The sequence below is a fragment of the Akkermansiaceae bacterium genome, assembly GCA_017798145.1.
Lineage (GTDB): Bacteria > Verrucomicrobiota > Verrucomicrobiia > Verrucomicrobiales > Akkermansiaceae > Luteolibacter.
Genome location: CP059069.1, coordinates 3,228,615 through 3,254,218, shown reverse-complemented (window position 1 = coordinate 3,254,218; position 25,604 = coordinate 3,228,615). Strand labels below are relative to the sequence as shown.

Below are 25,604 nucleotides of genomic sequence, written 5' to 3'. Positions count from 1 at the left end.
GTAGTCACAATCAGACCTAGTTCAGCGGCGTCGAGACCCGGAAGTTCCGGTAAAGGGCCGAGCGGGTGAACATGTGTCTCAGGCCAATCCTTCCATCGGTGATCACAGGCAGCTTCGCGTTGTGCAGGTGGCAGTAGCGGATCCCGTCGGGATTTTCAATCCGGAGATGGATGTCGCGGCTCCGCTTGATGACCATGATATGATGCTTCACCCCCGACGCGAAAAGTGAATCGAAGCGGTAGTCGGGCACCAGTTCCGTGCCCTTCAACCCGGTGCTGTGTGGCATGTATCGGCGGCCGCGTATGTAGGAAGACCGATCATTTCCCGAGTTCCCGAAAGCGGCATAGCTGAGATGATAGGAATTCATGTTGTCGTAGTAGGTGCTCATGGCAGGAACCTTGCGCAGATCGTTCCAGGTGGCGATGTCCTTGCCGAAGGCATCCCTGCCGCTGCCGGTGGCCTGGATGTAGAGGATGGTCACGCAGCGCCGTTCCTCGTCGAGCCGGGTGAAGTCATACTCGATCTTGATGTCCCCCTCGAAGCTCTCGCGTGTCCAGAGCACCATGTGATGCGCGTCGTTGCCGAACTCGGGTCCGGCGGTCAGGGTCATGCCCTCCGGCCCATTGGTCACCTTGCCAACTTTGCCGTCGAGAAACCATTTGCCTTTCCAATCCCCCGTGCCGTCGTCGGCGAAGACTTCCTGCCAAGGGCGGTCGTCCGCCTGTTGGAAGGCGGTCCGCCCGGCGGCATCCTGATCGGACTCGGCATATGCTGGCGAAGCAAACATCGCAAGCAGCAAGACCAGGGCATTTCTTGGGAAATGATTTCTCATCGCGTGAAATCGAGAATTTTCTTCTGCTCTCCTTTTTGGATGGTCACCACGCCCTTGTCGTAGTCGGCATTGAGGAAGGGGCTTTCGAGAACTTTCGGCGGGCTGTAATCGACCGGCTTTGCGTTGATGGTCGGCGTTTTTTTCTGGCTGGTGTCGAAGGTGATGCTGTCACCGTAAACGGTTTTGTAAACCAGCAGCGCGCCTTTCATTTCCGGTTTACCGGCCTTCACCTTGGTCTTGAAGTCGTCGAAGGTTTTGAAATCTTCCTTGGCCATGACTTCGAGAATGACGGGGGCGAAGTCGTCTTTTGGCAGGATCGTCCTACCCGGAGGAGCGATACGTATGGGACCCTCGATCGATGGGTTCGACACTTCCTTTTCCGAGAGTTCGAATTCGCTGCCGACCACGCGGATGGCGGCGTAGGCTCCTTTTGTCTCGACGAAAACCAGATCGCCGTCGCGCACGGGTTCACCGATGCCTTCCTCCGAGATCCAGACGATCATGGCACCGCCGGCCTTGTGGCCTTTGAGCTTTTGGGTGATCAGGCTGCCCTTGCTCTGCACCGACCAGTGGCCGTTGAGCACGTCGCGCGCCTTGCCCGCCGGGCGGACGACGGGGACGATACGGGCGCCGGGGCTATCCGCGAAGACAACACCCTGCCAGCGGCTTTGGGCGCTGATGTGGACCCAGTCTTTCAGGGGCCGCGCCTCGGTCATGAGCGTGCCGATGGTGAAGGCCGGATCGCAGTAGCTGTAGCGGACGATGCCGCCGCCATCGGTGCGGAATTTGTTGGGCGCCATGGTATCCGACATCACGGCCTCGCCGACGCCCTGTTCGCCAAGCCCCTGGGCGCGCTGGCGGATTTCATAAGGGCCGTCCGCGCGGGAGGCGCGAGCGATTTCCGCGACCACCTCCGGCGGCTCGTAGTCGCTGAGCAAGGCGTCGAGCTCTCCGGTGGCGTCCTTGTTCTGCGAGCCGATGCCGAAATAATACCAGCCGAGGGAGGGGATGCCATGGGTGCCATGTTTGAAGCCGTTCACGTTGCGGATGCGGGTTTTGCCGCCGCCTTCCACTCCGTGGAGCTGCTCCTGAGACCAGTAGGCCCAGTAGAGGTCGAGCAGCATTTCCGCGGAGCGGCGCACCTCCGGGTCGCCGAAATCGCGGAAATTGAGGAATCCCTTGAGCCAGACGGCATTGTAACCGGAGCACATGATCTCGATGCACACGCCCTTTTTGGCCCGCTCGCGGCAATAGACGACGATGTATTCGTTCCATGCGCGGTAATACTGCTCGAGTGTGGAGCCGCCATCGAGTTTCAGCTCCCGGTACTCGGGCTTGTTTCTCGCGATCCTGGAGAAGTGCCACTGTGTGGTGAAATCCATGGCGTGATGGTTCTCGGTGCTGTGAAATTCCCAGGTCTTCGTCGTGGCGTGATCCGGCTTGTTGTGTTTCGCACTCGTTTTGACGTAGATCCAGATCGGCTTCAGGCAGGCGGTCTCGGTCGCGGCGGTGAGGCGTCCGGCGTGGACTTTGCCGTTCGGGCCATACATTTCGATCAGGCGCATGACGATGTCCGCGTGCCAGTGGAAACTGTCGCGGTCGATGATGTCCTTGGGGTTGTCGAGATAGTGTTGGGCGTTCTCGACCAGGGCGGCGTTGGCTTCATCGAGCATCTCGCCGAGGTAGAAGCACCGCGCGGCGTAGCCGACGATGGAGTAGGAATAGGCGCGCGTGTAGTTGCCGCTTCCGGCACGCAGCGGCGGCTGCTTCTTGGCGCGCACCAAGGGCTTTCCCGATTCAGCCTGGAACAGTGCGTTTACACGATTTCTGAATTCAGTTGGCGACTTCTCCTGAGCCGTTGCCTCGGCATTTGCATTGGCAATTGCTCCGGAGAAGATCAGGGCAACTATCCATCTGTAAGGTCGGTTCACCATTTTTGCCTACGCTTGTCGCACCGCGCGTTTTTCAGACAACAGGATCGCCATTTTAGCGGCACCCTGTCGAAGCAGGGTTCCATTCACCCGTCATCAAAGCCAATTCATCTGCATCCCTACCCAAGTGATGCACATTTACCGGGTGGCAGGCGGTGGGAAATGGCGGGAAGTCTTGGGAAGTGGCGAGAACTGGCGGAGAGGGTGGGATTTGAACCCACGGTAGCTGTTACACTACGTCTGATTTCGAATCAGGTGCCATAGACCACTCGACCACCTCTCCTTGTGCGGGGGGCGGGAAAATTGCGCGAGGGGAGCGGGATTGTAAAGCGAACAATCGCCTAGAGTTCCTCAAGGAGCTGCTTGTGAATGCCGCCGAAGCCACCATTGGAGAGCACGGCGACGACGTCGCCGGGCTTGGCGTCCTTTTTCACTTCGGCGATGATGGCCGCGTTGTCGGCGAGATAGTAACCCTTCCCGCCCATCGCGGCGATGTCGGCGGAGAGCCGGACCGGATCAAGCCGGTCGTTCTCCGGGATCTTGTGGAGATCCGGGATGGCGGCGACGACGGCGAAATCCGCGAGCGCAAGGGCTTCGGCGAGTTCTTTCTGGAACACGGCGCGTCGAGTGGTGTTGGAGCGCGGCTCGAAGAGGACCCAAAGGCGTGAGTCCGGATATTTCTGGCGTATGCTATGGACGGCCAGACGGATGGCGGTGGGGTGGTGGGCGAAATCGTCGATAACCCTGATCCCGTTCTTCTCGCCCTTGAGTTCCTGGCGGCGGGCGACACCGCCAAACGCAAGCAGGGCTTCGCGGATCTCATCCGGGGAAAGGCCGCCGAAGACGGCCGCCGAGACAGCCATCGCCGCATTGCGGACATTGAACTCGCCTGTCATCGGGAGGGAATAGCGCTCCCCGGCGAGTGTGAAAGAGCTGCCGGACGGTTCGTATGCGACATCCGAGATGCGGAGGGTGTTGGTTTCCCCCAGCCCGACGGTCGTTACCGGGCAGGGTGCTTTTTCCGCGACATCGAGGCAGTTTTTCTCATCGCCGTTCACGAAGGCAATGCCGCTCCTCGGAACGACGTTGAGCAGCCGTTTGAAGCTCAGCTTGATCTCCTCGACGTTGTTGTAGATGTCCGCGTGGTCAAACTCGATATTGTTCACCACCACACACTCGGGAAGGTAGTGGAGGAACTTTGAGCGCTTGTCGAAAAAGGCGGTGTCATATTCGTCGCCCTCCAGCACATTGATCCCGGAATCGGGGAAATGCGCCCCGCAGCCGAGGTTTTTCGGAAGCCCGCCGATCATGAAACCGGGATCGCGCCCGGCATGGCGGAACAGCCACGCCAGCATTGAGGAGGTCGTCGTTTTCCCATGGGTGCCGCTGACCACGAAGTTCCGTTTCCCGCGCAGGAAATGGTCTTTCATGACCTCCGGAAGCGAGTGGTAGAGAAGCTTGCGGTCGAGCGCGGCCTCGGCCTCGGGGTTGCCTCGCGAGATCGCGTTGCCGATCACCACGACATCGGTGCCGGCGGGGATGTTATCCTCACTGTATCCTTCGGAAATGGCTATCCCCTCGCCGCGCAGGAAGTCGGACATCGGCGGATAGACATTCGTATCGCTGCCCGTGACCACGAATCCGCGCCGCTTCATCGCAGCGGCAACCGCCCCCATCGCCGTCCCGCAGATGCCCGTGAAATGAAAGTGATTTTTTTCCGACATGATCTTTCAAAAAGTCGGTGCGGCGACCGTGGCGTTGTCCCGCTCCTCAATGCGGCGGCGGAGGATGCGGTCGGCGGTTTCCGTGACCATCTGCTTGAGCAGCAGCCAGAGGTGGGAGCCCTCGCGGTAATCGGCGGGGGCGATGTGTTTCACCCGGCCTGCATGGGTGGAGAGGTCGAAGCATTTCCGGAACGAGCGCCCGCTCTTGTCCTCCGGATTGTAAACCGCGATGCCGTGTCCGCCGTTGCGGTTGACGACAGTGAAGCAGGGCACGTCGGTCGGCCCGTCGCCGACGTAGACCATGTTCTCGAAGGGGATGGGGCGCTGCTCGGCAGGCATGTGGTCGTTCACATCCTGGTCGTAGCGCAGCATGCCCTTGTTGATGCGGAAAAGGAACTGGGTCTTGGTCGTGTGTGAGATCACCCGTTTCGGAAAACTGATCAGCCCTTCCGCGTCCTCGCCGAACTCGCAGCCGAACATTTCCTTCACGTAGGGCTTGAGCCGGGAGCCGTCGAGCAGCGCCTTGAGCCCGGAGGAAATGATGTAGTGCTCCACCTTCACGCCGGCCAGCTCATGCTCCGGGCGAAGGGCGGCCTTGGGCAGGGATTCGAAAAGCTCAGGAAGCCCTGGGAAAAACGTCAGCCCGGCGCCGAGTTCGGAGAGCATCGTGTTTGTCACACGGTCCATGCCCAGGTAGTCGAGCAGGCATTTCATGTAGGCCAGCTCGCCGTCCCATTTCTGTCCCTCCACCAGGCCGTTGCATTTTTGCCAGAACTGCGCCGGATCAATCCCGAACTTCGGGAAAAGGACATCGTCCTGCATGTATTTCGGGCTCAGCGTCTGGTCGTAGTCGTAGACAAGAGCGATCGTGTTTTGCGGGGCTGCCATGGCGGAAACACAGGCAACCAAGCCCGCAACGCCGCGACAAGGCGCAAATTTTCGCAAAAAACAGCGCATTGCCGCATTGACAAGCGGCTCCGGATTCCTAAAGTCCCGCCCCCGCGCCTACGCAGGCCCGCAACTTTCAACGACCACCGCCATGAGCTTCCGCACTTACCAGCCGACCAAACGCACCCGCAAACAGCAGCACGGTTTCCGCGCCCGCATGGCAACGAAAGCAGGCCGCGATTGCATCAAGCGCCGCCGCCAGAAAGGCCGCAAGCGCCTGATCCCCAAGGGAGCAGAGCTGCACTTCAAGCGCCACATCACCCAGCACGGGCGTTGATTCGGAGCGCGGACAAGTGTCCGCAGCATAGGGCTTCTGAGGGCATTCCCGCATGAAACTCCCACGCTCCAGCAGCATAAGCCAGGCGGAAGACTTCGTCCGCATCAGGAAAACCGGCCACGCGAAAGCAGGCCGGTTTGTCATTGTAAGCACCCTGGGGGATCCCTCGCTTCCCGGAATCCGCCCCGCCTTCATCACCAGCAAGCGCGCCGCGAAGAAAGCCCACGACCGCAACCTGATCCGACGCCGCCTGCGCAGCTACGTCCAGGCACACGCACCGGCCTTTGCCGACCCGAAGCGCTTCCTCGTCACCATCGCGCGCGCGGGTGCGGCGGAGGCGACCAACGCCGAGTTGGAGGCCGACTGGCTACGCCAGTGCCGAAGGCTGAAGCTGTTGGAATGATGGAGAGGCATCGTGACGGAGAAATTCATTTCACATTTCCTTACTATTTATCTAGCCAAAGCGACAGGGATTTTGGTAATGGCATAACTATGTTGGGAACGTGGATTGCCGCAAGCCGTGATCGGTTCACCGGAGCCGACTTTGATTTCCTCACCGAAGTCCTTGCCGGAGGGCAGCACCGCGCCTGCATGGCCAAGCTCTGGGACGATCCCGACGCACTGCGTGAAATGCTCGATCTCAAGGAGGTTTTCCGCAGCACGATCGATTCCCCCTCCGCCCTGCGGGTATCCCCTGATTTCTATTTCTATGTCCTCGTGCGGCACGCCTTCATGCAGGCGGACATTAGCAATCCCGACATCGCGGACTACGTGTCGGCGGTGCTGGCGGCACGCATCGGCGTCCATGCGGACAACCCCCTGCAGGATATCGCGCGCGGCTACACCCACGCCTCGGATTTCCTTGCTGTCATTTCCACCGCACAGGACAAGATGAAATTCCATCTCCAGGTGGCGGCGGGCAACCAGTTCCTGGTGCTCACCGGGCTGTTTCCCTCATTCATCAGCAAGCGCAACGAACGCAGCGGCGCACCGGACCTGGCGTTCTATGAATCCTTCGCCCGCCGCTCGTTCGAGTGTGCCGCAAACAACCCGTATGCCTGCGGGAAAATCCCCCGCCGGCTGCTCGGGGAACTCGCGGAGCTCATGCCGGTTGCACGCCGCTCGCTCAACCGCCTGGCCGAGGAATTCGTCTTCCTCGGGAACTAGGTCACTCCGGCCTGTAGGCCATCACCTTGCCGGAAACGAGCTTGCCGAGGTCCAGCGGGGTTTCGCGCACCTTCTTCACGCCGCCCCAGTTCTGCTCTGCGACCGTGCATTGCCCGCGCCGGCCGCCCTTCACCACCACCGCCGTATGGTTGGGCCCGGTGGTGCCGTAGCCGGTGATCTGCGCCGCCTCGAACTCGACGATATCGCCCGGTTCGAGCGGCTCCTTGCCGAAGTCCACGGGTTTTCCCCAGACCCTTCCCTGTCCCTTGGGCCGCTCGGCTCCGGTGGCCTTGAAGGCCTCGTTGGCAAGCGTCCAGCATTCCCCGTTGCCCACCTGCCTGCCCAAGTTCGCCTTGCAGAAGGCGACGATCTGGGCGCGTCTCTGAACCGCAAGCCTGGCCGCAGCCTCTTTCTCCGCAATTTCCCTCATCTCGCCCGCATGGCGCTTTTCCCAGTCCCTGCAAAACTCCCTGTCCTCCTCGCTCAAGGTATCGAGCGGTATGGTGAAAACCCTCCCGTCTATCCTTTTCACGGTGATCCTCCCATCCATCACCACCTGCAGCTCTGCGGTGATCTCCCTGCCGGTGGTGTCCGTGAAAACCCTGACATCCACGGCCATAACCCATGTGACAAGGAGCCATGGAAAAACGATCAGTGCGGGGATCCGGACTTTCATAGATGCAAGGTTTCGGGTTTGCCGGAAAAGCATAATCCTTCCACGAGCATTTCCAAGATCCCATTCGCCCGCGCACACGGAGTTGCGGAGGCAATCCGCCGCCACCTCAGAGGCTCCGCTGCGCGATCTCAGCAAGCAGGTCTTCGATGAACTGCTGGGTGGTTTTTGTCAGCGGCTGTTCCTCGCCGCGGATGCGGACGGAGACGGTGCCATCCTCGACCTCCTTTTGGCCGAGGATCGCCATGTTCGGGATGCGTTCCATGCGGGCGTTGCGGATTTTCGCGCCAACCTTGTCGGAAGAGCGGTCCACCGAGCAGCGCACGCCGAGATCGGCGAGCTTGGCGGCAAGGGCGTTGGCCTCGTCCATGGTCTTGTCGGAAATGGGAAGGATGCGGACTTGCTCCGGGGCGAGCCAGGTGGGGAATTTCCCCTCAAAGTGCTCGATGAGCAGGCCGGTGAACCGCTCCAGCGAGCCGAACGGTGCGCGGTGGATCATGACAGGGATGTGCGGCTTGTTGTCCTCGCCGACGTAGGAGAGCTTGAAGCGGACAGGCAGGTTGTAATCGACCTGAACCGTGCCGAGCTGCCAGTCGCGGCCGATGACGTCTTTCACCACGAAATCGATCTTCGGGCCGTAGAAGGCGGCTTCGCCGATTTCCTCGGTGTAATCGACGCCGAGGTGGATGACGGCATCGCGGAGTGCGGCCTCTGCCTTGTCCCAGTTCTCCGGGGAGCCGACGTATTTGTCGGACTCCGGATCGCGGAGGGAGAGGCGGACGCGGTAGTCGTTCATGCCGAGCGTGCTGAGCACCTTTTTCACGAGGTCGAGGCAGCCTTTGACCTCCTCGGCGACCTGATCCGGAGTGCAGAAAAGGTGGGCGTCGTCCTGGGTGAAGCCGCGGACGCGGGTCATGCCGCCGAGCTCGCCGGACTGCTCCCAGCGATAGACCGTGCCGAACTCGGCGAGCCGGACGGGGAGGTCGCGGTAGGAGTGGTGGTCGCTCGCGAAGATCTTGATGTGGTGCGGGCAGTTCATCGGCTTGAGCAGGTAACCTTCGTAGGTTCCCTCGTTCAGGCCGTTGATGAGGGTGGAACAGGTGGCGTCCTCGTCGCCGAGTTTCTCCAGCGTGTCGCGCTCCGGGATGGGGGCGTACTGGCTTTCCTGATAGTAGGGGAAATGGCCGGAGGTGCGGTAGAGGTCGAGCTTTCCGATGTGCGGGGTGAAGACCTGGGAGTAGCCCTGCTTGTCGAGTTCGGCGGTGATGAATTCCTGGAGCGCGCGGCGGACGAGGGCGCCTTTCGGTTTCCAGAGGATCAGGCCTTGGCCGACGGCTTCATCGATGTGGAAAAGGCCGAGCTCGCGGCCGAGGCGGCGGTGGTCGCGCTTCTTCGCCTCCTCAAGGCGCTCCAGGTGGGTCTCCAGTTCCTCCTTGTTCTCGAAGGCGGTTCCGTAGAGGCGCTGGAGCTGGCCCTTCGACTCATCGCCCAGGTAGAAGGACGAGGAGACCGACATCAGCTTCACGTTCTTGCACTTCGAGGTGTAGCCGACGTGGGGGCCGGCGCAGAGGTCGATGAAATCGCCGTTCTGGAAACAGGAGATCTGCTCGCCTTCGGGGATCTTGTCGATGAGGTCGAGCTTGAAGCGGGAGGGGTTTCCCGGGCGCTCGGTGAGTCCGCCGAGGCGTCCGGATTCCGCCATCGCCTTGGCTTCCTCGCGGGAGATCGCCTTGTATTCGAACTTCTGGTTCTCCTTGGCGATCTTCCTCATCTCCGCCTCGATTTTCTCGAAATCATCCGGCGTGATGCGGTGAGACATCTCGAAATCGTAGTAGAAACCGTTCTCGATCGGCGGGCCGTAGGCGAACTGCGCGTTGGGCCAGATGCGGAGGATGGCGGTGGCCATCACGTGCGCGCTGGAGTGGCGCACGCGCTCGAGGTCGGTCATCTGGGCGCGCTCGTCTAGGGTCTTGCGGTCGGACATGGGGCGGCTGTTGAAGCAGGGATGGGGTGGAAAGTCAATAGGGCTGCCGGGAGGCAGGGTTAGACCCTCTTCGCATTTCGGCCTTCGTCGATGAGTTTCCAGAAATGCTTGGAGCCTGCCAGCGCCTCGTCCTCACCGAGGGGCATCTTCGAGCGGAACAGGAAATCGGAAAACGTCCCCTTGTGCAGCACGCGATGTACGATGACCGCCCCGTCCTTCACCTCGAAGTAGAACCTGTATTCCTTCGCGCGGAAGCGGTGGATGACATGGCCATTGCGCTCGAACCTTGCGAATTTGTCGCAGCCCGCATCGTTGAGATCCTTTTCGGTCACACGGAACTCCTCCAGCAGCTCAAGCTGCTCTAGGGTATCCAAGGCGGAAATCTCCGCAGCACTGATCTCGTTGAAAACTATCTGGAACACGGGTGGAATCTAAGCAGGCGGCATGGCGGCGGGAAACTAAAATCAGGTGGATGGGGAGGCAGCGATCCCATCAGGCTCTGCGCCATCGCATGCTCCCGGACCATTCGCCAAGCCGGCCGCGGAAATTGGCGCGATCCGGGACGGATCCATATTTCCCGCAGAAGTCCACCTTCCTGCCGGCAATGTGGACATCCTTTTCCTGATCGCAACTTCGGATCCGGAGCAGATGGGAAGGAAGCCGCTCCCGTTCCGGATTTCCGGATTTCCGGATTTCCGCTTTAATCTTCCCGGAGTAAGCCTAGGATTTGCGTGTCGAAACATATGAAGATCTGGCTGGACGGAACATTGGTGGATGAGAGTGAGGCGAAAATTTCGGTTTTCGACCATGGGTTGCTGTATGGCGACGGAATTTTCGAGGGCATCCGTTTTTACAACGGCAGGGTCTTCCGGCTGGAAGAACACATCCACAGGCTCTTCGATTCGGCCAAGGCGATCCTGCTGAACATGCCGTGGACGCAGGAGGAAATCTGCCGGTACACCTGCCAGACGGTGGCGGCCAACGGGCTGACCGACGGTTACATCCGGCTGGTGGTGACTCGCGGCGCCGGGGAGCTTGGGCTCAACCCGTATCTCTGCCCGAAGCCCTCGATGTTCATCATCGCATCAACGATCAAGCTTTACCCGGAGGAGCATTACCGCAACGGGCTGGCGATCATCACCTGCGCAACGCGTCGCCCCGCACCCGCCGCGCTGATGCCCCAGGTGAAAAGCCTGAACTACCTAAACAACATCATGGCGAAGGTGGAGGCGATCCAGGGAGGCGCTCTCGAGGCGGTGATGCTAAACGAGCAGGGCTACGTGGCGGAGTGCACGGGCGACAACCTTTTCCTGATCAAGAAGGGCGAGCTGCATACGCCGCTCATTTCCGACGGCGCCCTCGACGGGATCACGCGGGCGGTGATCCTCGAAATCGCCGCCAAGCTGGGCGTGAAGGTGGTGGAGCGCTCGCTCACCCGCTATGATATCTTCATCGCGGACGAATGCTTTTTGACAGGTACGGCGGCCGAGGTGATACCGGTCGTATCCCTGGACAGGCGCGTCATCGGCGATGGCAAGCCGGGCGAGCTCACGAAGAAATTCCTGGAAGAATTCCATCGGCTTGCAATGAACACCGGGACACCGTTTGCATGATGTGCTAGATTTGCCCAGACCATGAAGTGCGACTATTGCGACAGCAAGGCGACCGTGTTCCTCACGCAGCTCGCCGAGGGGCAGATGAAAAAGGTCTGCCTGTGCGATGGCTGCGCGAAGGAGCGCGGCGTGACGGATCCGACGGGATTCTCCCTCGCCGACATGCTGCTTGGGAACTTCGATCAGCTGCCGGGCGGCAACCCCGCAAAACGCAGTGAGAAAGCTGCGGGAAGCGACAGGAATTGCCCGGCTTGCGGCTTCGGCTTCGGTGATTTCCAGAAAGTCCGCAGGTTCGGCTGCGGCGAATGCTACCGGTTTTTCTCCGAGGAGCTGAACCCCATGCTGCGCGGGATGCACAAGGGAATGAGCCATGTGGGCAAGGTGCCGAAAGGCCTGATGGAAAGCCATTTCCGCAACCAGAAGCTCGACGATCTCCGCATCCGGCTGGAGCAGGCCATCGCCACCGAGAGCTACGAGGCGGCGGCGGACATCCGCGATGAAATCCGCACCCTGGAGGAGGTGTCGAAATGATGCGCTTCTCCACCTTGGTGCGCCACCCGGCGGACTGGATGACAGGCGTGCAGGCGGAGGCCAGCGCCGTGGTCACCTCCCGCATCCGGCTTGCCAGGAACCTGCGCGGGCATCCGTTTCCAGGCTGGGCGAAAAAGGGAGACAGGGCGGAAACACTCGCGATACTCAGGCCTGCCATCGAGGGATTGCCGGCGATGAAGGATGCCTTTTCGCGCGAGCTGGGGGATCTGACCCAGGTGCAGAAGCAGGTGCTCGTCGAGCGCCATCTCATTTCCCGCGAGCATGCGGCGAAGGGCGAGGGCTCCGCTGCGGTCATCGAGCGGCGCCAGAGTTTTTCCATCATGCTCAACGAGGAGGATCACCTCCGCATGCAGGCCATCCATCCCGGCCTGCGCCTCAAGGAAGCTTACCGGGCTTTGGATGATCTCGACAGCGAGCTGGAGAAGGAACTCGAATTCGCATTCGATCCCGGCCTCGGCTACCTGACCACCTGCCCGACGAACCTCGGCACCGGCCTGCGCGCCTCCGCCATGCTCCATCTCCCCGGCCTTGTCCTCAGCGATCAGATCGGCCCGGTGCTGCAGGCGGTGAACAAGATCGGGCTGGCGGTGCGGGGGCTATACGGCGAGGGCACGGAATCGCTGGGCAATCTCTACCAGATTTCCAACCAATCCACCCTGGGCGAGCGCGAGGATGCGATCATCGAGAGGCTTGACAGGGTGATTTCCCAGGTCGCCGGGCATGAGCAGAACGCCCGGGAGAAACTGATGGAGGACGATCCAGGGATGGTTTCCGACAAGATAGGCCGGGCTTACGGCATCCTGCGCCACGCCCACCTCATCGAGTCCAAGGAAGCGCTCAACCTCCTCTCCCTGCTGCGCCTGGGCGGCAACCTTGGCATCTTCCCCGCCGGCACGGTGAATTTGTGCGACACCCTGCTGATGGACATCCAACAGGCGCACCTGCAGCTCCATGCCGGCACCAGGCTTTCCCCGGAGAGCCGGGACCGCATCCGCGCGGAAATCATGCGCTCCCGTTTGCAATCCCTCCAATCCCCTGATAACCATATCGAAGGCAAAGACGAAAACGACCGCTTCCCCGAAGGCGGCAACCAAGACAAAGCATGAATAATTTCACACCAAGGGCACAGCAGGTATTGGCGCTCGCACGCAAGGAGGCGGATCGCTTCAACCACGCATACGTAGGCACGGAGCACCTCCTGCTCGGCCTCATCAAGCTGGGCCAGGGCGTCGCCGTGAACGTCCTGGAGCGCATGGGGCTGCAGCTCGAGGCGGTGCGCATGGAAGTGGAGAATGAGGTCGGCTCCGGCCCGCCGCAGAAGACCACCGGGAATATCCCTTACACCCCGCGCGTGAAAAAGGTGCTCGCCCTGGCCAACAAGGAGGCGAAGGCGCTCAACCATTCCTATGTCGGCACCGAGCATCTCCTGCTTGGCCTGCTCCGGGAGGGCGAGGGTGTCGCCGCCCGCGTGCTCAAACGCCTGGATGTGGACATCCAGCGCACCCGCAACGAAATCCTCGCGGAGATCGATCCGAATTTCTCCCCCGATGACCTCGACGAGGACGACGACGACGATGACGATGATCTGAGCGTTTTTGAGGACGAGAGCAGCCCGCCCGCCGATGGCGGCAACGAGCAGGGCGAAGGGAAAACCAAGACCCCTGCGCTCAAGGCCTTCGGTCGAGACCTGACCAAGATGGCCAAGGAAGGCATGCTCGATCCCGTCATCGGCCGCGAGAGCGAGATCGAGCGCGTGATCCAGATCCTCTGCCGCCGCACCAAGAACAACCCCGTCCTCATCGGCGAGGCCGGTGTCGGGAAAACGGCGATTGTCGAAGGCCTCGCCCAGGAAATCGTCACCGGCAACGTGCCGGAGCTGCTCCGCGACAAAAGGGTCATCACCCTCGATCTCGCACTGATGGTCGCGGGTACGAAATACCGCGGCCAGTTCGAGGAGCGCATCAAGGCGGTGATGGACGAGATCCGCAAGGTGAGGAACGTCATCCTTTTCATCGACGAGCTCCACACCATCGTCGGCGCGGGATCCGCAGAGGGCGCAATGGACGCCTCGAACATCATCAAGCCCGCCCTCAGCCGCTCCGAGCTGCAGTGCGTCGGGGCGACCACCCTCAACGAATACAGGAAATACATCGAGAAGGATTCCGCCCTGGAGCGCCGCTTCCAGCAGGTCAAGGTCGATGAGCCTTCTGTCGAGGATGCGATCCTGATCCTCCAGGGGCTGCGCGACAAGTACGAGACCCACCACAAGGCGGAGTTCACCCAGGAGGCCATTGAGGCCTCGGTGAAGCTCACCTCGCGCTACCTCACCGCCCGGTTCCTCCCGGACAAGGCCATCGATGTTCTCGACGAGGCCGGCGCCCGCGCCCGCATCGGCACGATGACACGCCCCCCCGCGATCAAGGAGATCGAGGAAACGATCGTGAAAATCACCAAGGAAAAAGTGGAGGCCATCTCGGAGCAGGATTTCGAGCGCGCCGCAGCCCTCCGCGATGATGAGAAGAACGCCAAGAAAAACCTCGAGGAAACCCTCAAGGCATGGCGCGCCTCCTCCGAGGAGAAGGTCGTCACCGTCGATGACGAGGACATCATGGCCGTCGTCTCGAAATGGACCGGCGTGCCCCTCCAGCGCATGGAGCAAAAGGAGACCGAAAAACTCCTGAAAATGGAGGAAGAGCTCAAGGGTCGGGTCATCGGCCAGGACGAGGCGGTTGTTGCCATCTCGAAAGCCCTCCGCCGCTCCCGCGCAGATCTCAAGGATCCGAAGCGCCCCATCGGCTCCTTCCTTTTCCTCGGCCCCACCGGTGTCGGGAAAACATATCTCGCGCGCAATCTCGCGGAGTTCATGTTCGGCGATGCCGAGGCGCTCATCCAGATCGACATGTCGGAATACATGGAGAAATTCACCGCCAGCCGCCTGATCGGCTCGCCTCCGGGATACGTCGGCTATGAGGAGGGAGGCCAGCTTTCCGAAGCCGTCCGCCGCCGCCCGTATTCCGTCGTCCTCTTCGACGAGGTCGAGAAAGCCCACCCCGATGTGATGAACCTGCTCCTCCAGATTCTGGAGGATGGCACGGTCACGGACTCACTGGGCAGGAAGATCGACTTCCGCAACACGATCATCATCATGACCTCGAACGTCGGCGCCTCCACGATCAAGCGCCAGACCTCGCTCGGCTTCGGCGCGATGAACGCCGATGAATCCGACTTCGAGGGGATGAAGGAAAAGATCATGGAGGAGTCCAAGCGCTACTTCAAACCGGAGTTCCTGAACCGCCTCGACGATCTGGTGGTTTTCCACATGCTCGAGAAAAAGGATCTCAACCAGATCGTGGATCTGGAGGTTTCCAAGCTCGTCAAGCGGCTCAAGGAAAAGGAAATCGACCTCACCCTGGCCGCCGAGGCGCGGGATCTTCTTTCCGAAAAAGGCTTCGATCCGAACTACGGGGCGCGCCCCATGCGCCGCGCCGTCGAGCGCTACCTGGAGGATCCGCTCGCGGAGGCATTGCTGCGCGGGTCGGTGAAAACCGGCGACATGGTCTGCGTCAGCCGCAAGGAAGGCTCCGAGGAGCTTGTCTTCGACACCTCGCGCCCGGACGGGGAGCCGGAGCCCGATGCGGAAACCGTGGGAGCCGAGTGACATGCCAGCCGGAGAATCGAATTTCACCGCCAATGCGGATTACGAGGAGCGCAACACCCGCGCCCTCCATCTCAGCGCCGGCCAGCAAGTGACCAGCGGCCCGGCGGACACCACTTGGCCCGGCTGGATCTGGGCGAGTGATGCGGATGAGTGCAGCGGGTATGTGCCTGCGGAAATCCTCGAGCCCCTCGGCGAAGACCGCTGGGCGGCGTTGGAGGACTTCGACCCTACGGTGCTCAAGCTGACGCGAGGGGACGAGGTGACATCGCTCCGGCAGGTTCACGGCTGGCACTGGTGCCGCAACAAGGCCGGGGACGAAGGCTGGGTGGCCGGATACCTGCTCAAGCCCGTGCCCGATCCATGAGAATCCCCGCGATCAGTGGCATCATCAGGCGACGCATCCTTCTGAATTACAGGGTTTCCCCGGATATCGCGGCAGCACTTGTTCCTTCCAGGTTCCGTCCCAAGCTGGTGCGCGGCCATGCCATTGCGGGGATTTGCCTGATCCGCCTTGAGGAGATCCGCCCCAAGGGCTTGCCGGGGTTCCTGGGGATTTCCAGCGAGAACTCGGCGCACCGCATCGCGGTGGAATGGGAGGGCGATGACGGTGAGGCGCGCGAGGGAGTCTTCGTGCCGCGCCGCGATACCGGTTCGCGCCTGAATTCCCTGGCGGGTGGGAGGCTGTTTCCCGGAGTCCATCATTTTTCCGAATTCCGGGCAATCGACCGCGATGGGAACATCTCGCTGCGGGTGGACGCGGGTGATGCCACGCCGCTCGTGGATCTCGAACTCAGGGGTTCCTGCGATTTCCCCGGCACATCTGTCTTTGCATCGCTAACGGAAGCATCGGAGTTCTTTGAGGCGGGATGCATCGGATACTCGGCGCGGCCGGATTCCTGCAGGCTCGACGGGCTGCTGCTGAAAGCCAGCGGCTGGAAAGTCTCGCCGCTCGAAGTGCTGCGGGCGGCATCCTCGTTTTACGATGACCCCTCGATATTCCCTCCCGGAAGCATCGCCCTGGATCATGCCCTGCTCATGCGGGACATTTCCCATGAGTGGCACTCCGAGCCGGAGATGAGATCGGACGGCTGACAGGAGCACATTCCCGTCCGGCCTGGCGGTTTCGTGTTAGATGGGTGCCGGAGAGGAATATGCCTTGTGCTGGACGCGGGGATCTGCGCGCGATCAGCCCGGACGAATGAATCCATTTTTGACAGCCCTTTCATGCACCCTGTTCCTTGCCGCAGTGGCGCGGGCTGCGGACTACCACTTCGATGCCAGCAACGGGGACGATGCGGCTGCCGGAACCTCTCCGGAGCAGGCATGGCGGAGCCTCGGGAAAGCCTCCTCCGTTGACTTGAAACCCGGAGACCGCCTGCTTTTCAAGGCCGGCGAAAGGTGGAGCGGCCAGCTCAGCCTCAAAGGCGGCGGCACTCCGGAAGCACCGGTGAAGGTTGCCGGCTACGGCGAGGGAAGCCGCCCGCGCATCGACGGCAATGGCAAGGTCGCCGCCGCCGTTTTCCTGGAAAATGTGCATGGCATCGAAGTCCGCGGCCTTGAGCTCACCAACTCCGGCCCCACCCGCAAGCAGGGGCGCTTCGGCATCCAGGTGAAGAACGAAAGCCCGCCCGTGGCGCGGCACATCGTCATCGCGGATCTCTATGTCCACGATGTGAACGGGGCGCTCGCGAAAACCCATTTCTCCGGAGCCGCCATCCAGCTCGACGTAACAACGGACAAGCCCGTCCGTTTCGACGGTGTCCTGATCGAGAACTGCCACATCCGGCACTGCTCGCGCAACGGCATCCTCGTCCGCGGCGGACAGTTCCGCCCGCACTGGAACCCTTCCACAGGTGTCGTGATCCGCAACAACCTCATCGAAGGCGTCGGCGGGGATGGCATCGTCCCCTCCTACTGCGATGGCGCGCTCGTCGAGTGGAATACCATGCGGGATTGCCCCCGCTACGGCGAGGAGGGCGGAGCCGCCGCCGGCATCTGGCCGTTTTCCTGCGACAACACCATCCTGCAGTTCAACGAGGTCAGCGGCCACAAGGCTTGGATCGACGCGCAGGCATTCGATTGCGACTACAATTGCAACAACACCACCTACCGCTACAACTACGGCCACGGCAACGAGGGCGGTTTCATGCTCATGTGCTCGCCGGGAATCAAGAATCACGGCTGGCTCGTCCACAATGCCTGGAACCGTGGCTCCATCGTCCGGCACAACCTCAGCATCAACGACGGCAGCCGCACCACCGGCGGCGAGAAGCATTATTTCTCCCCCACTTTCTCCATCACCGGGGAAACCACCCAGGACTCCATCATCCGGGACAACCTCATCATCATCCCGAAAAAGGCCGACCCGAGGATGGACACCGACCTGATCCAGTTCGGCGAGTGGGGAGGCAAGGCACCCGTGAACACCCTGATCCGGGATAACACCTTCGTCCTCGCCCCCGGCCAGAAAGGCACCTTCTCCTTCGACCGGGCGAAGGGCGTTCGCATCGAGGGAAACAAATTCTTCGGCGAGGTCGCCGCCATCACAGGCACGGCGCAGGTGAAAGCCCGCGACAACCATTTCCAGGTTACGGCTCCCGATGCGGTGGAAATCCGTGGCACGGCAGAGGAACTCGCAGCGTTCCGGGATTTCCTCGAAAAGAAGGGCAACCCGCAGGAGCAACAGGGCATAAGGATCAAATGGGCGGAAAACTGAAGCGCCCGCTTGTGAAAAAATTCACAATCCACTTGAGACATCCCTCCCCCCGCCCCATCGTGCCTGCGCAACCAGTCTCCCCATGGAAACGCTCGAAACCCTATCCACCCACGCCGCCTACGATTCCAAGATCGAGGGCAACATCATCTTCACCCGAGTCGATGCGGCGATCAACTGGATGCGCAAGAACTCGCTCTGGCCCATGCCGATGGGTTTGGCATGCTGCGCGATCGAGCTGATGGCGACAGCCTCGTCGCGCTTCGACATCTCGCGCTTCGGCATGGAGGTGATGCGCTTTTCGCCGCGCCAGGCGGATGTGATGATCGTGGCCGGAACCGTGACCTACAAGATGGCGCTCGCCGTGAAACGGGTCTGGGACCAGATGCCGGAGCCGAAATGGTGCATCGCCATGGGTGCCTGCGCCTCCTCCGGCGGCATGTACCGTTCCTACGCAGTGCTCCAGGGCATCGACCAGCTCATCCCCGTGGACGTTTACATCTCCGGCTGTCCTCCGCGGCCCGAAGCGCTCATCGAGGGTCTCATGAAACTCCAGGAGAAAATCGAACTGGAGCACTCCACCGAAGACCAGAAGCGCACCTTCTTCGAAGAGAACGCCTGAAATCCAAAACTCAGATCCCAAACCCCAAGCACCAAAAAACAGCTTTCGCCTTCGCGCCTTTGCGGTTCAAATCTCTTCCCCACCATGTCCGCCGTCCTCGAATCCGACATTCCCGCCCTGCGCGAAGCGCTGGGGGAAGGCATCCTTTCCGAAAACGAATTCCGCGGCGAGAACACCCTGAACCTCAGCCTGGAAGCCCTTCCGAAAGCCCTGACGCTCTGCAAGGAGACGCTCGGCTACGAGCTGCTGCTGGACATTTCCTCGCTCGACCACTTCGGCGAGGATCCGCGCTTCGAGGTCGTCTATGAGCTCGCATCCCTGGACGACAGCCGCCATCTGCGCCTGAAGGCCAAGGTCTCCGAGGATGAGTCCGTCCCCACCGCCACCCCCCTCTGGGAAGCTGCGGACTGGCATGAGCGCGAGGTCTGGGACATGATGGGCATCCCATTTTCCGATCACCCAAACCTGAAACGCATCCTCATGTGGGAGGGCTACCCGTTCTTCCCCTTGAGAAAGGATTTCCCCCTCGCCGGCCGCCCCACCGACATGCCGGATGTCGCCTTCACCGGCGTCGCACCGCTGGAGGGCGGCCCCTTCGTCACCTCACCAGGTGCGGAAACCATCGCCAAGCGCGAGCCGCGAGCCAGGCACCAGGAGTAGGGGAAACCTTGAACCCTAAATCTTACGCTCTCAAAAGGGGAGTTTCCCACCTGCCCTCCTAGTTAGGCCTTGGAATGTAAAGTTTAGGATTTTTCTTATGATCCCGCCCGTCAGCCCGGAAACCGACAAGGAGATGGGCGGCAACTCCGGCCGCATCGGCAGGAGCCTGCGGCAGATGCGGAATGCGCAGGCCACATGGACGCTGGTGCGGATGCTGGTCCTGGTGCAGGCGGTTCCCGTCGTATGGGATCTGCTTGACCCGATGGCGGGCAAGCTCTCGCTCGCCCAGCATCACCTCGGCCTGACAGCAAGGGATTTTCTCTCCGGCTCCTTCTGGCAGCCCATTTCCCACGCGCTGATCCATGGAAACTGGCCGCATCTCCTGGCCAACGCCGCCTGCCTCATCCTCCTCGGGCCAAAGCTTGAGCACATCGTGCCGAAGCGGACGTTCTGGCTGCTGGCGCTATCCTCTGCATTGGCCGGAGCTGTGTTTTTCATGCTTCTCACTCCAGCGCTCCCGGGTGCCGATGCACCCATCCTGGTGGGAGCCTCTTCCATCTGCTTCGGCTTCCTTGTCCTGCTCACCACGCTCTCGCCGGAATCAAGGTTCCTGCCACTTTTCCTGAGCGGAAAATCCATAGGCCTGGGCGTCATCCTGACGAACCTCATCCTCGCCCTGCTCCATCCGGATCTGTCAACGGGCCCGCTGGCCGGATGGGGAAGGCAGCTTTCCGAGGGTCATCTCGCCGGGCTTTTCCAGATCAGCCATGCTTGTCATTTCGGCGGGTCGCTGGCGGGCTACCTGTGCGGGAAATATCTTCTCAGGCCGCGTGTCAGCCTGGCATCCCTGAAACGGGCGAGGGAAAAACAGGAGGCCTCGGAAAGACGGCGGAAATGAAAAACGGGATGGCCGTAAGGCCATCCCGTCTTTTGGAAGCCCTTCATGCGAAGGCCTAGTACTCGTAGTTGAGGTAGAAGTTGAACTGGCCACCCTTGTCTGCGGCATTGTCCGGGGAACTGACAGGCACGGCGTAGTCCAGGGCGAGGGGGATGGGGCTGATCGGCAGCTTGAGGCGGAAACCGAGGCCGATGTCGCTGTATACGTCGCCCGGGGAGAGATCCCATGAGCCGTCGTTCACAAAGCCGATGTCATAGAACACGGCGGCGCGAACCGTATCGATGATGGGCACGGTGTATTCGACGCTGAGGAAGCCCAGCGACTGGCCGCCGACGACCTCGCCGGAGCCGCCTGCACCGTTATCCCTTGGGCCGCCGATGTCGCGGAACTCGAAGCCGCGCATGGTGCGCCCGCCGCCGAGGAAGAGGCGGTCAAAGACGGGGACGGTGCCGTTGATGGCGTCCACGAAGGCGAGTTCGCCGTTGACGGAGAGGATGGTGTCCCATTTGAGGTTCCAGTATTTCGATCCCAGGGCGGAGAAATTGATGATATCCACATCGCCGCCGAAGATCCCCCCGGCCATGCCGAGGGAGATATCAAAGCGCTCGCCCTTGCGGGGCTCGATGGTGCTATCGCGGTTGTCGTAGAGGTAGCTGGCTGTCACCGCGCTGCGGATGAAATCACCGTCCGTCACGTTTGCCTTGAAGAATGCGGTGGCTCCAGCATCCACATCGATCCCGACCTGCTCCAGGCGGTATTCAAGCTTGAGCGAGGATTTCTCGGTTAGCGGCTTGCGGACATAGATCGCACCGCCCGCGTTGGTCTGCTCGTACACGTCGCTGAAGAACTGGTTCTGGCGGAAGAACAGCTCGCCGCCGAGGGAAAGGCGCCTGTCAAGGAACCAAGGCTCCACGAGCGAGACGCTGAAATCGGTTTGCTCGGTTCCGAGGCGCAGATTCATCCCGAAGCGCTGGCCGCCGCCGGTGAATGCCCATGGGTTGAACAGGTCGAAGTTTGTCTGCTCAAGGCTGAGGAAGCCCACGATGTTCGCATCCGTGCTGAAGCCTATGCCGACGCCGACGGAGCCGGTGTTTCGCTCCTCGACGAGGATATCGACATCGCGGTAGCCGCCGCCGCCGGGCGTGCCGCTGGCCTCGACGCTTCCGAAGTATTGGAGGTTCTCGAGGCGTGCCTTGGTGGTTTCCAGCTCGACGGTGTTGAACCAGTCTCCGGGCTTGAGCGGCACCTCGCGGCGGATGACCTTGTCCTTGGTCTTGGTGTTGCCCTGGATGTTGACCTTGCCCACCTTGTAGCGGGAGCCTTCGGAAACCTGGTATTTGATCGTCACCTTGTTCGGGCCGGCATCCTTGATGTCGGGGGAAACCACGGCATCCGCGTAGCCGCGCGAGCCGTAGAAGCTGCGGATCGTCTTGATGTCGTCGCGCATTTCCGAGGAGGAATAGGCATCACCGCCGACGAGTTTCATGGAGGGATAGAGTTCCTCGGCCTTGAAAACGGTCATCCTGCCGAAGCTGACACCGTCAACGGTGTATTTCTCGCCCTCGTTGATGGGAACCACGAGATCGACCCGGCCATCGCCGACGGGATCGCGGCGGATGCCGGGGCTGCTGGCGCGGAGGTATCCCCTGTCACGGTAGTAATCGAGGACGGCATCGAGATCCTCGTCGAGTTGGTAGGACTCGAAGCGGCCGGACTTGGTGAGCCAGGAGAACCAGCCCTTGGGCTTGGTCTTCATTTCCTTGCGCAGTTCCTTGGAGGTGAAGACGCTGTTGCCCTCGAAGCGGATCTTGCGGACCTCGTTTTTCGCCCCTTCGTCGATCACGAAGATCAGGTCGGACAGACCCGGCTGGCCGGTGGCCTGGGTGCGGTGGCTGACAAGCACATCGGGGTAGCCGTAGCCCTGGTAGTATTTCTCGATGTTGCGGCGGGCTTCCAGGATTTCCGCGTCGCCCATGGCTCCGCCGGATTTCAGCTTGGTTTCCTTGGCCAGTTTCTGGTCCGAGAAGATCGTGTTGCCGACGAATCCGACACCGTTGACCGCCGGGCGGGTGAGGACATCCGCGATGACCCGGACACCGCCGCCGACGGACTCCGCGAGGAAACGCACGTCATCGATCAGGCCGGACTCGAAGAGGGTCTTGATGTCGTTGTCAAGGCGCTCGGCGCGGTATTGGGAGCCGGCCTTGGTGGACATGAGGTTGCGGATGCGGGCTTCATCGACTGTCTTGGCGCCGCGGTAGCGGATGGCCACTTCCGTGATGTTTTTCCCCTCGAAATCCTGGGCATGGAGCTGGCCTGCGAATGCGGCGAAAAGCGCCAGTGCGAAGAGAGCGATGCGTGATGTCAACCTGGCACGCGCCGGGAAAGTTTTTATCTTGGTCATGGTGGTGGTGGAAATGTCGCGCCGATAAAGCCCGCAGGCTCCGGAAGCGTCAAGGTCAATAGCGGGCGGCGGCCATTTCTGCGGGAACGGCGCATCTTGGCGGAAATTTCGGGGACTGCCGCCGGGCGGGTTGCAAGATGGCGCGGGATAAGCTTTCATCGCAGAACGATGACGGAAGAAAGCCTCGGCAAAATCCTGCGCAGCGCACGCGAATCCGCCGAAATCACCGTGGATGACGCAGTGTATCGCGCCCGGTTGCCCCGTGCCGTCGTCGAGGCGCTGGAGGCCGATGACTTCGGGTTCTTCACCAGCCCGCTCTATGCCCGCAGCTTCCTCCGGCAATACGGCGACTATCTCAACCTGGATGTCAGCCAGTGGATCGAAGACCTTGTGCCGACTACGCTGATCGACTCAGAGGCCGTTGAGTCTTTCATCGACCTCTCGGAAACCGATTCCGCCCCCGTCATCCGCGAGAAGCCGAAGGAGAAAAGCTCGGGTGGCGGGGCGATGGCCGCGGTGTGGATGGCCCTGATCACCGGCGGGCTGGTTTTCGGGGGGATGGAGGTGTACAAGAGGCTCGATGACCAGCTTTCACCGCCCGCCCCAACCGCCCCGCCCGCCCCTCCAATCCAGCAGGCCGCAGCACCGGAGCCCGCGCCCGCGCCGCAGGACGCTGCGGAGACGGAGGAGAAGTCCGTGGCAACCGCCCAACCCGAACCGCCGAAGCGCGCGATCATCGTCGAGGAATAGTCACCGCATGGCACGGTAGGTGCGGATCATTTCCAGGAAAGGCGGCAGGTAGGTCTGCGCCTTGCCCTCGCCTATGCCCGGCACGGCGAGCGCATGCCCCACATCCGGGGGCATGTATCGGGTGAGCGCCTCAAGCACCTTGTTGGAGAAAACGATGTATTGCGGCACCCCGTGCTTTTTCGCGAGCTTGAAGCGCAGATCCTTGAGCATGGCGTATAGCTGCGGGTCGAAATCCTGTGCCTCCAGGCCCTGCGGCTTGGCCACCTCGTCCGGCCAGCGCAGCTCGAAGGTGGCTTTCCCCAGCATGACCGCCTCACCCTTGTCCGAAAGGGTCATCAGGGGATACTCGCCGGTCTGGGTGATGACCAGCCCCTCCTCCGCCATGGAACGGAAAAGGCCGTTGAGGTAGCCCGTGGTCTTGTCGGCGAGGATGCCGTAGGTGGTGAGCTGGTCGAGGCGGTTGTTGAGGATTTCCTGGGACTTGCTGCCGGAGAGCATCTGTATGATGCGTCCTTTCCCATAGATGCCCTCCCAGCCGCCGCCGCGCTTCCGCGACATCCGCGCAACCCCTGCAAGCGCCTTTTTCACCATCATCCCTTCCTCCGCCGTGGGCTTCCGGAAATCTCCCGCGCTCCTGTCCCGGCACATGTCACAGTTGCCGCAGGTCGCCGCATCGGCCTCGCCAAAATATTGCAGGATCCACTGCTGGCGGCAGGTGCGCGCGTAGCACATCTCCACCATCGCCTTGAGCTTCTCGCGGTCGCGGGCGTCCTTGGCCTCCATCGCCTCCTCATCAAGCTTCATGTCCCGCACCAAAAGCTCCGGCTTCAGCAATCGCGTGCCCCGCATCCGCTTCGCCTTCACATCGAATCTCTCGATGAAACGCCCCCGCGCGAGGATGGTCAGCGCACTGCCTACGGCCATCGAGTTTTTCACATCCGCGTGCTCCGCGATGTCCTCCAGCGTCCGGAAAACCTCGTGGTTATCGTCCGCTTCGTTGAGCAGATACTGATAGATCTGCCTAACTGTCGTCGCGGAAGGGTTCGCCCCGTCGATGAAAAACTCTTGGGTGCGGGTATCCGCATAGTTGAACAATAGCTCACACACCGCCGCCTCCCCATCCCGCCCGGCGCGCCCAGCCTCCTGGTAGTATGCCTCGACGCTCCCCGGGATCTCGTAATGGATCACGAAACGCACATCCCCCCGGTCGATGCCCATCCCGAACGCGTTCGTGGCCACCGCGATATCGACTTTCTTGGAAATGAAAATCTCCTGCGCCTTCACCCGCTCCGCATCTCCCATACCGCCGTGGTAGGAAACGCATTTCACCCCCCAGCTGGCCAGCGTTTCGGAAACCAGATCCACCTTCTTCCGCGTCGCGCAGTAGATGATGCCGGTCTTGTGGGCGGAGATGACCGCCCTGATCCGCTCGTCCTTCTGCGCCGCCTTGTCCACCGCCGTGATCCCAAGCGAAAGGTTGGGCCTTGAGAAACCGCTTACCCGCTCGAAGGGCTCCCGCAGACCGAGCACTTTCAGGATGTCTTCCCTGACCACCGGGGTCGCTGTCGCGGTCAGCGCAACGCACTGCGGCCTGCCGATTTTCTCCAAGGCCTTCCCCAGGCGCATGTAATCCGGCCTGAAATCATGCCCCCACTGCGAAAGGCAGTGCGCCTCATCAATCGCAAACAGCGAGATCTCCACCCCCTCCAGCGCCCGCAGGAAACTCTCCGCCCGGAACCTTTCCGGAGCGACATACACCAGCTTGAAATCCCCGCGCTTCATCCCGTCGAGCCGCTCCTTCTGCTCCGGCCAGGACAGGGTGGAGTTGATCAGCGTCGCCGCGATCCCGCGCGCCTGCAGCGCATCCACCTGATCCTTCATCAAAGCGATCAGCGGGGAAATCACCAGGGTCACGCCAGGAAAACACAGCGCCGGGATCTGGAAACACAGGGATTTCCCCCCGCCCGTCGGCATCACCACCAGCCCGTCCTTTCCGGAAACGATCTCGGAAATCACCTCCTCCTGGCCGTCGAGGAATTTGGAGAAGCCGAAATGCTCTTTCAGCGCCGCGCCCGGTGCCTTGACCAATGCTTTTTTGAGTACCCCCTCCACACCCCCATCATGCAGAGAAACCGCTCCTCTGCAAGGGAGAGCGAGGACACGCTGGATGGGGTGTTGATTTCGTGCGCCAACACCCT

23 protein-coding genes and 1 tRNA gene are annotated in these 25,604 nt (G+C 61.5%); 14 read left to right on the top strand and 10 right to left on the bottom strand.

Translation table 11 applies throughout. The features are described 5' to 3' along the window. Nucleotides 1–16: 16 nt before the first annotated feature. The 5 genes from HZ994_13890 to HZ994_13870 form a co-directional block, all read right to left on the bottom strand. Nucleotides 17–832 (bottom strand): DUF1961 family protein, encoded by an 816-nt coding sequence (locus HZ994_13890; protein QTN33358.1) that lies wholly within the window; start codon nucleotides 830–832, stop codon nucleotides 17–19. After that, a complete protein-coding gene (locus tag HZ994_13885) occupies nucleotides 829–2,613 on the bottom strand; it encodes a hypothetical protein (protein QTN33357.1) in 1,785 nt (594 codons plus the stop codon). Before HZ994_13885 ends, HZ994_13890 begins: the two co-directional genes overlap by 4 nt. A 343-nt stretch (nucleotides 2,614–2,956) precedes the next feature. Beyond that, a tRNA-Ser gene (locus HZ994_13880) sits at nucleotides 2,957–3,046 on the bottom strand. 58 nt (nucleotides 3,047–3,104) lie between these two features. Then, nucleotides 3,105–4,487 carry a UDP-N-acetylmuramate:L-alanyl-gamma-D-glutamyl-meso-diaminopimelate ligase gene (gene mpl, locus HZ994_13875; GenBank protein ID QTN33356.1) on the bottom strand — a complete coding sequence of 461 codons (1,383 nt, stop codon included), beginning with the start codon at nucleotides 4,485–4,487 and terminating at the stop codon, nucleotides 3,105–3,107. A 6-nt stretch (nucleotides 4,488–4,493) separates the two neighbouring features. Further along, nucleotides 4,494–5,375: a haloacid dehalogenase-like hydrolase gene (locus HZ994_13870; protein QTN33355.1), complete on the bottom strand. Its 882-nt coding sequence runs from the start codon at nucleotides 5,373–5,375 to the stop codon at nucleotides 4,494–4,496. Nucleotides 5,376–5,526: 151 nt separating this feature from the next. Between HZ994_13870 and rpmH the strand changes: the two genes are divergently transcribed. From rpmH to HZ994_13855, 3 genes are all read left to right on the top strand, one after another. Continuing rightward, the gene (gene rpmH, locus HZ994_13865) at nucleotides 5,527–5,712 is read left to right on the top strand and encodes a 50S ribosomal protein L34 (GenBank protein ID QTN33354.1); all 186 of its coding nucleotides are present in this window, start codon (nucleotides 5,527–5,529) and stop codon (nucleotides 5,710–5,712) included. Between the two features lie 52 nt (nucleotides 5,713–5,764). Further along, complete coding sequence (gene rnpA / locus HZ994_13860; protein ID QTN33353.1) at nucleotides 5,765–6,115, top strand: ribonuclease P protein component; 351 nt, start codon at nucleotides 5,765–5,767, stop codon at nucleotides 6,113–6,115. 89 nt (nucleotides 6,116–6,204) lie between these two features. After that, nucleotides 6,205–6,879, top strand: coding sequence for a hypothetical protein (locus HZ994_13855; protein ID QTN33352.1), 675 nt, complete (start codon nucleotides 6,205–6,207; stop codon nucleotides 6,877–6,879). 1 nt (nucleotide 6,880) lies between these two features. On the opposite strand, the gene HZ994_13850 is transcribed toward HZ994_13855, so the two are convergent. From HZ994_13850 to HZ994_13840, 3 genes are all read right to left on the bottom strand, one after another. Continuing rightward, nucleotides 6,881–7,555, bottom strand: a complete 675-nt coding sequence (locus HZ994_13850) for a CHAP domain-containing protein (GenBank protein ID QTN33351.1) — start codon at nucleotides 7,553–7,555, stop codon at nucleotides 6,881–6,883. A 106-nt stretch (nucleotides 7,556–7,661) separates the two neighbouring features. Next, entirely contained in the window at nucleotides 7,662–9,536 is a 1,875-nt protein-coding gene (locus tag HZ994_13845; protein ID QTN33350.1) for a threonine--tRNA ligase, read from the bottom strand. A 59-nt stretch (nucleotides 9,537–9,595) separates the two neighbouring features. Continuing rightward, nucleotides 9,596–9,958 (bottom strand): hypothetical protein, encoded by a 363-nt coding sequence (locus HZ994_13840; protein QTN33349.1) that lies wholly within the window; start codon nucleotides 9,956–9,958, stop codon nucleotides 9,596–9,598. A 321-nt stretch (nucleotides 9,959–10,279) separates the two neighbouring features. Between HZ994_13840 and ilvE the strand changes: the two genes are divergently transcribed. The 10 genes from ilvE to HZ994_13790 all read left to right on the top strand — a co-directional run bounded on the left by ilvE (nucleotide 10,280) and on the right by HZ994_13790 (nucleotide 20,252). Then, nucleotides 10,280–11,149: a branched-chain-amino-acid transaminase gene (gene ilvE, locus HZ994_13835; protein QTN33348.1), complete on the top strand. Its 870-nt coding sequence runs from the start codon at nucleotides 10,280–10,282 to the stop codon at nucleotides 11,147–11,149. 21 nt (nucleotides 11,150–11,170) lie between these two features. Continuing rightward, the gene (locus HZ994_13830; GenBank protein ID QTN33347.1) at nucleotides 11,171–11,680 is read left to right on the top strand and encodes a UvrB/UvrC motif-containing protein; all 510 of its coding nucleotides are present in this window, start codon (nucleotides 11,171–11,173) and stop codon (nucleotides 11,678–11,680) included. Then, nucleotides 11,677–12,807, top strand: a complete 1,131-nt coding sequence (locus tag HZ994_13825) for a protein arginine kinase (GenBank protein ID QTN33346.1) — start codon at nucleotides 11,677–11,679, stop codon at nucleotides 12,805–12,807. Before HZ994_13830 ends, HZ994_13825 begins: the two co-directional genes overlap by 4 nt. Then, nucleotides 12,804–15,359 (top strand): ATP-dependent Clp protease ATP-binding subunit, encoded by a 2,556-nt coding sequence (locus HZ994_13820; protein QTN33345.1) that lies wholly within the window; start codon nucleotides 12,804–12,806, stop codon nucleotides 15,357–15,359. The genes HZ994_13825 and HZ994_13820 overlap by 4 nt, the downstream gene beginning before the upstream one ends. Before the next feature lies 1 nt (nucleotide 15,360). Then, nucleotides 15,361–15,723 carry a hypothetical protein gene (locus HZ994_13815; protein QTN33344.1) on the top strand — a complete coding sequence of 121 codons (363 nt, stop codon included), beginning with the start codon at nucleotides 15,361–15,363 and terminating at the stop codon, nucleotides 15,721–15,723. Beyond that, nucleotides 15,720–16,451 carry a DUF2071 domain-containing protein gene (locus HZ994_13810; protein ID QTN33343.1) on the top strand — a complete coding sequence of 244 codons (732 nt, stop codon included), beginning with the start codon at nucleotides 15,720–15,722 and terminating at the stop codon, nucleotides 16,449–16,451. The genes HZ994_13815 and HZ994_13810 overlap by 4 nt, the downstream gene beginning before the upstream one ends. A 118-nt stretch (nucleotides 16,452–16,569) precedes the next feature. Next, nucleotides 16,570–18,075: a right-handed parallel beta-helix repeat-containing protein gene (locus tag HZ994_13805; protein QTN33342.1), complete on the top strand. Its 1,506-nt coding sequence runs from the start codon at nucleotides 16,570–16,572 to the stop codon at nucleotides 18,073–18,075. An 82-nt stretch (nucleotides 18,076–18,157) separates the two neighbouring features. Next, entirely contained in the window at nucleotides 18,158–18,694 is a 537-nt protein-coding gene (gene nuoB, locus HZ994_13800; GenBank protein QTN33341.1) for an NADH-quinone oxidoreductase subunit NuoB, read from the top strand. 84 nt (nucleotides 18,695–18,778) lie between these two features. After that, nucleotides 18,779–19,354, top strand: coding sequence for an NADH-quinone oxidoreductase subunit C (locus tag HZ994_13795; GenBank protein QTN33340.1), 576 nt, complete (start codon nucleotides 18,779–18,781; stop codon nucleotides 19,352–19,354). Nucleotides 19,355–19,451: 97 nt separating this feature from the next. Next, nucleotides 19,452–20,252, top strand: coding sequence for a rhomboid family intramembrane serine protease (locus tag HZ994_13790; GenBank protein ID QTN33339.1), 801 nt, complete (start codon nucleotides 19,452–19,454; stop codon nucleotides 20,250–20,252). A gap of 55 nt (nucleotides 20,253–20,307) precedes the next feature. On the opposite strand, the gene bamA is transcribed toward HZ994_13790, so the two are convergent. Further along, on the bottom strand, nucleotides 20,308–22,656 hold the full coding sequence (bamA, locus tag HZ994_13785; protein ID QTN33338.1) for an outer membrane protein assembly factor BamA: 2,349 nt from the start codon (nucleotides 22,654–22,656) through the stop codon (nucleotides 20,308–20,310). A 168-nt stretch (nucleotides 22,657–22,824) separates the two neighbouring features. Here bamA and HZ994_13780 point away from each other — a divergent pair, with 168 nt between their 5' ends. Then, a complete protein-coding gene (locus HZ994_13780; GenBank protein ID QTN33337.1) occupies nucleotides 22,825–23,406 on the top strand; it encodes a helix-turn-helix domain-containing protein in 582 nt (193 codons plus the stop codon). On the opposite strand, the gene HZ994_13775 is transcribed toward HZ994_13780, so the two are convergent. Next, nucleotides 23,407–25,518: an ATP-dependent DNA helicase RecQ gene (locus HZ994_13775; GenBank protein ID QTN33336.1), complete on the bottom strand. Its 2,112-nt coding sequence runs from the start codon at nucleotides 25,516–25,518 to the stop codon at nucleotides 23,407–23,409. Nucleotides 25,519–25,604 lie beyond the last annotated feature (86 nt).

Excerpts from the sequence above, each read along its gene's own strand:
- HZ994_13890 (QTN33358.1), bottom strand. The coding sequence starts at position 832 with ATGAGAAATCATTTCCCAAGAAATGCCCTGGTCTTGCTGCTTGCGATG.
- mpl (QTN33356.1), bottom strand. The coding sequence starts at position 4,487 with ATGTCGGAAAAAAATCACTTTCATTTCACGGGCATCTGCGGGACGGCG.
- HZ994_13870 (QTN33355.1), bottom strand. The coding sequence starts at position 5,375 with ATGGCAGCCCCGCAAAACACGATCGCTCTTGTCTACGACTACGACCAG.
- rpmH (QTN33354.1), top strand. The coding sequence starts at position 5,527 with ATGAGCTTCCGCACTTACCAGCCGACCAAACGCACCCGCAAACAGCAG.
- rnpA (QTN33353.1), top strand. The coding sequence starts at position 5,765 with ATGAAACTCCCACGCTCCAGCAGCATAAGCCAGGCGGAAGACTTCGTC.
- HZ994_13855 (QTN33352.1), top strand. The coding sequence starts at position 6,205 with ATGTTGGGAACGTGGATTGCCGCAAGCCGTGATCGGTTCACCGGAGCC.
- HZ994_13850 (QTN33351.1), bottom strand. The coding sequence starts at position 7,555 with ATGAAAGTCCGGATCCCCGCACTGATCGTTTTTCCATGGCTCCTTGTC.
- HZ994_13845 (QTN33350.1), bottom strand. The coding sequence starts at position 9,536 with ATGTCCGACCGCAAGACCCTAGACGAGCGCGCCCAGATGACCGACCTC.
- ilvE (QTN33348.1), top strand. The coding sequence starts at position 10,280 with ATGAAGATCTGGCTGGACGGAACATTGGTGGATGAGAGTGAGGCGAAA.
- HZ994_13830 (QTN33347.1), top strand. The coding sequence starts at position 11,171 with ATGAAGTGCGACTATTGCGACAGCAAGGCGACCGTGTTCCTCACGCAG.
- HZ994_13825 (QTN33346.1), top strand. The coding sequence starts at position 11,677 with ATGATGCGCTTCTCCACCTTGGTGCGCCACCCGGCGGACTGGATGACA.
- HZ994_13820 (QTN33345.1), top strand. The coding sequence starts at position 12,804 with ATGAATAATTTCACACCAAGGGCACAGCAGGTATTGGCGCTCGCACGC.
- HZ994_13815 (QTN33344.1), top strand. The coding sequence starts at position 15,361 with ATGCCAGCCGGAGAATCGAATTTCACCGCCAATGCGGATTACGAGGAG.
- HZ994_13810 (QTN33343.1), top strand. The coding sequence starts at position 15,720 with ATGAGAATCCCCGCGATCAGTGGCATCATCAGGCGACGCATCCTTCTG.
- nuoB (QTN33341.1), top strand. The coding sequence starts at position 18,158 with ATGGAAACGCTCGAAACCCTATCCACCCACGCCGCCTACGATTCCAAG.
- HZ994_13795 (QTN33340.1), top strand. The coding sequence starts at position 18,779 with ATGTCCGCCGTCCTCGAATCCGACATTCCCGCCCTGCGCGAAGCGCTG.
- HZ994_13790 (QTN33339.1), top strand. The coding sequence starts at position 19,452 with ATGATCCCGCCCGTCAGCCCGGAAACCGACAAGGAGATGGGCGGCAAC.
- bamA (QTN33338.1), bottom strand. The coding sequence starts at position 22,656 with ATGACCAAGATAAAAACTTTCCCGGCGCGTGCCAGGTTGACATCACGC.
- HZ994_13780 (QTN33337.1), top strand. The coding sequence starts at position 22,825 with ATGACGGAAGAAAGCCTCGGCAAAATCCTGCGCAGCGCACGCGAATCC.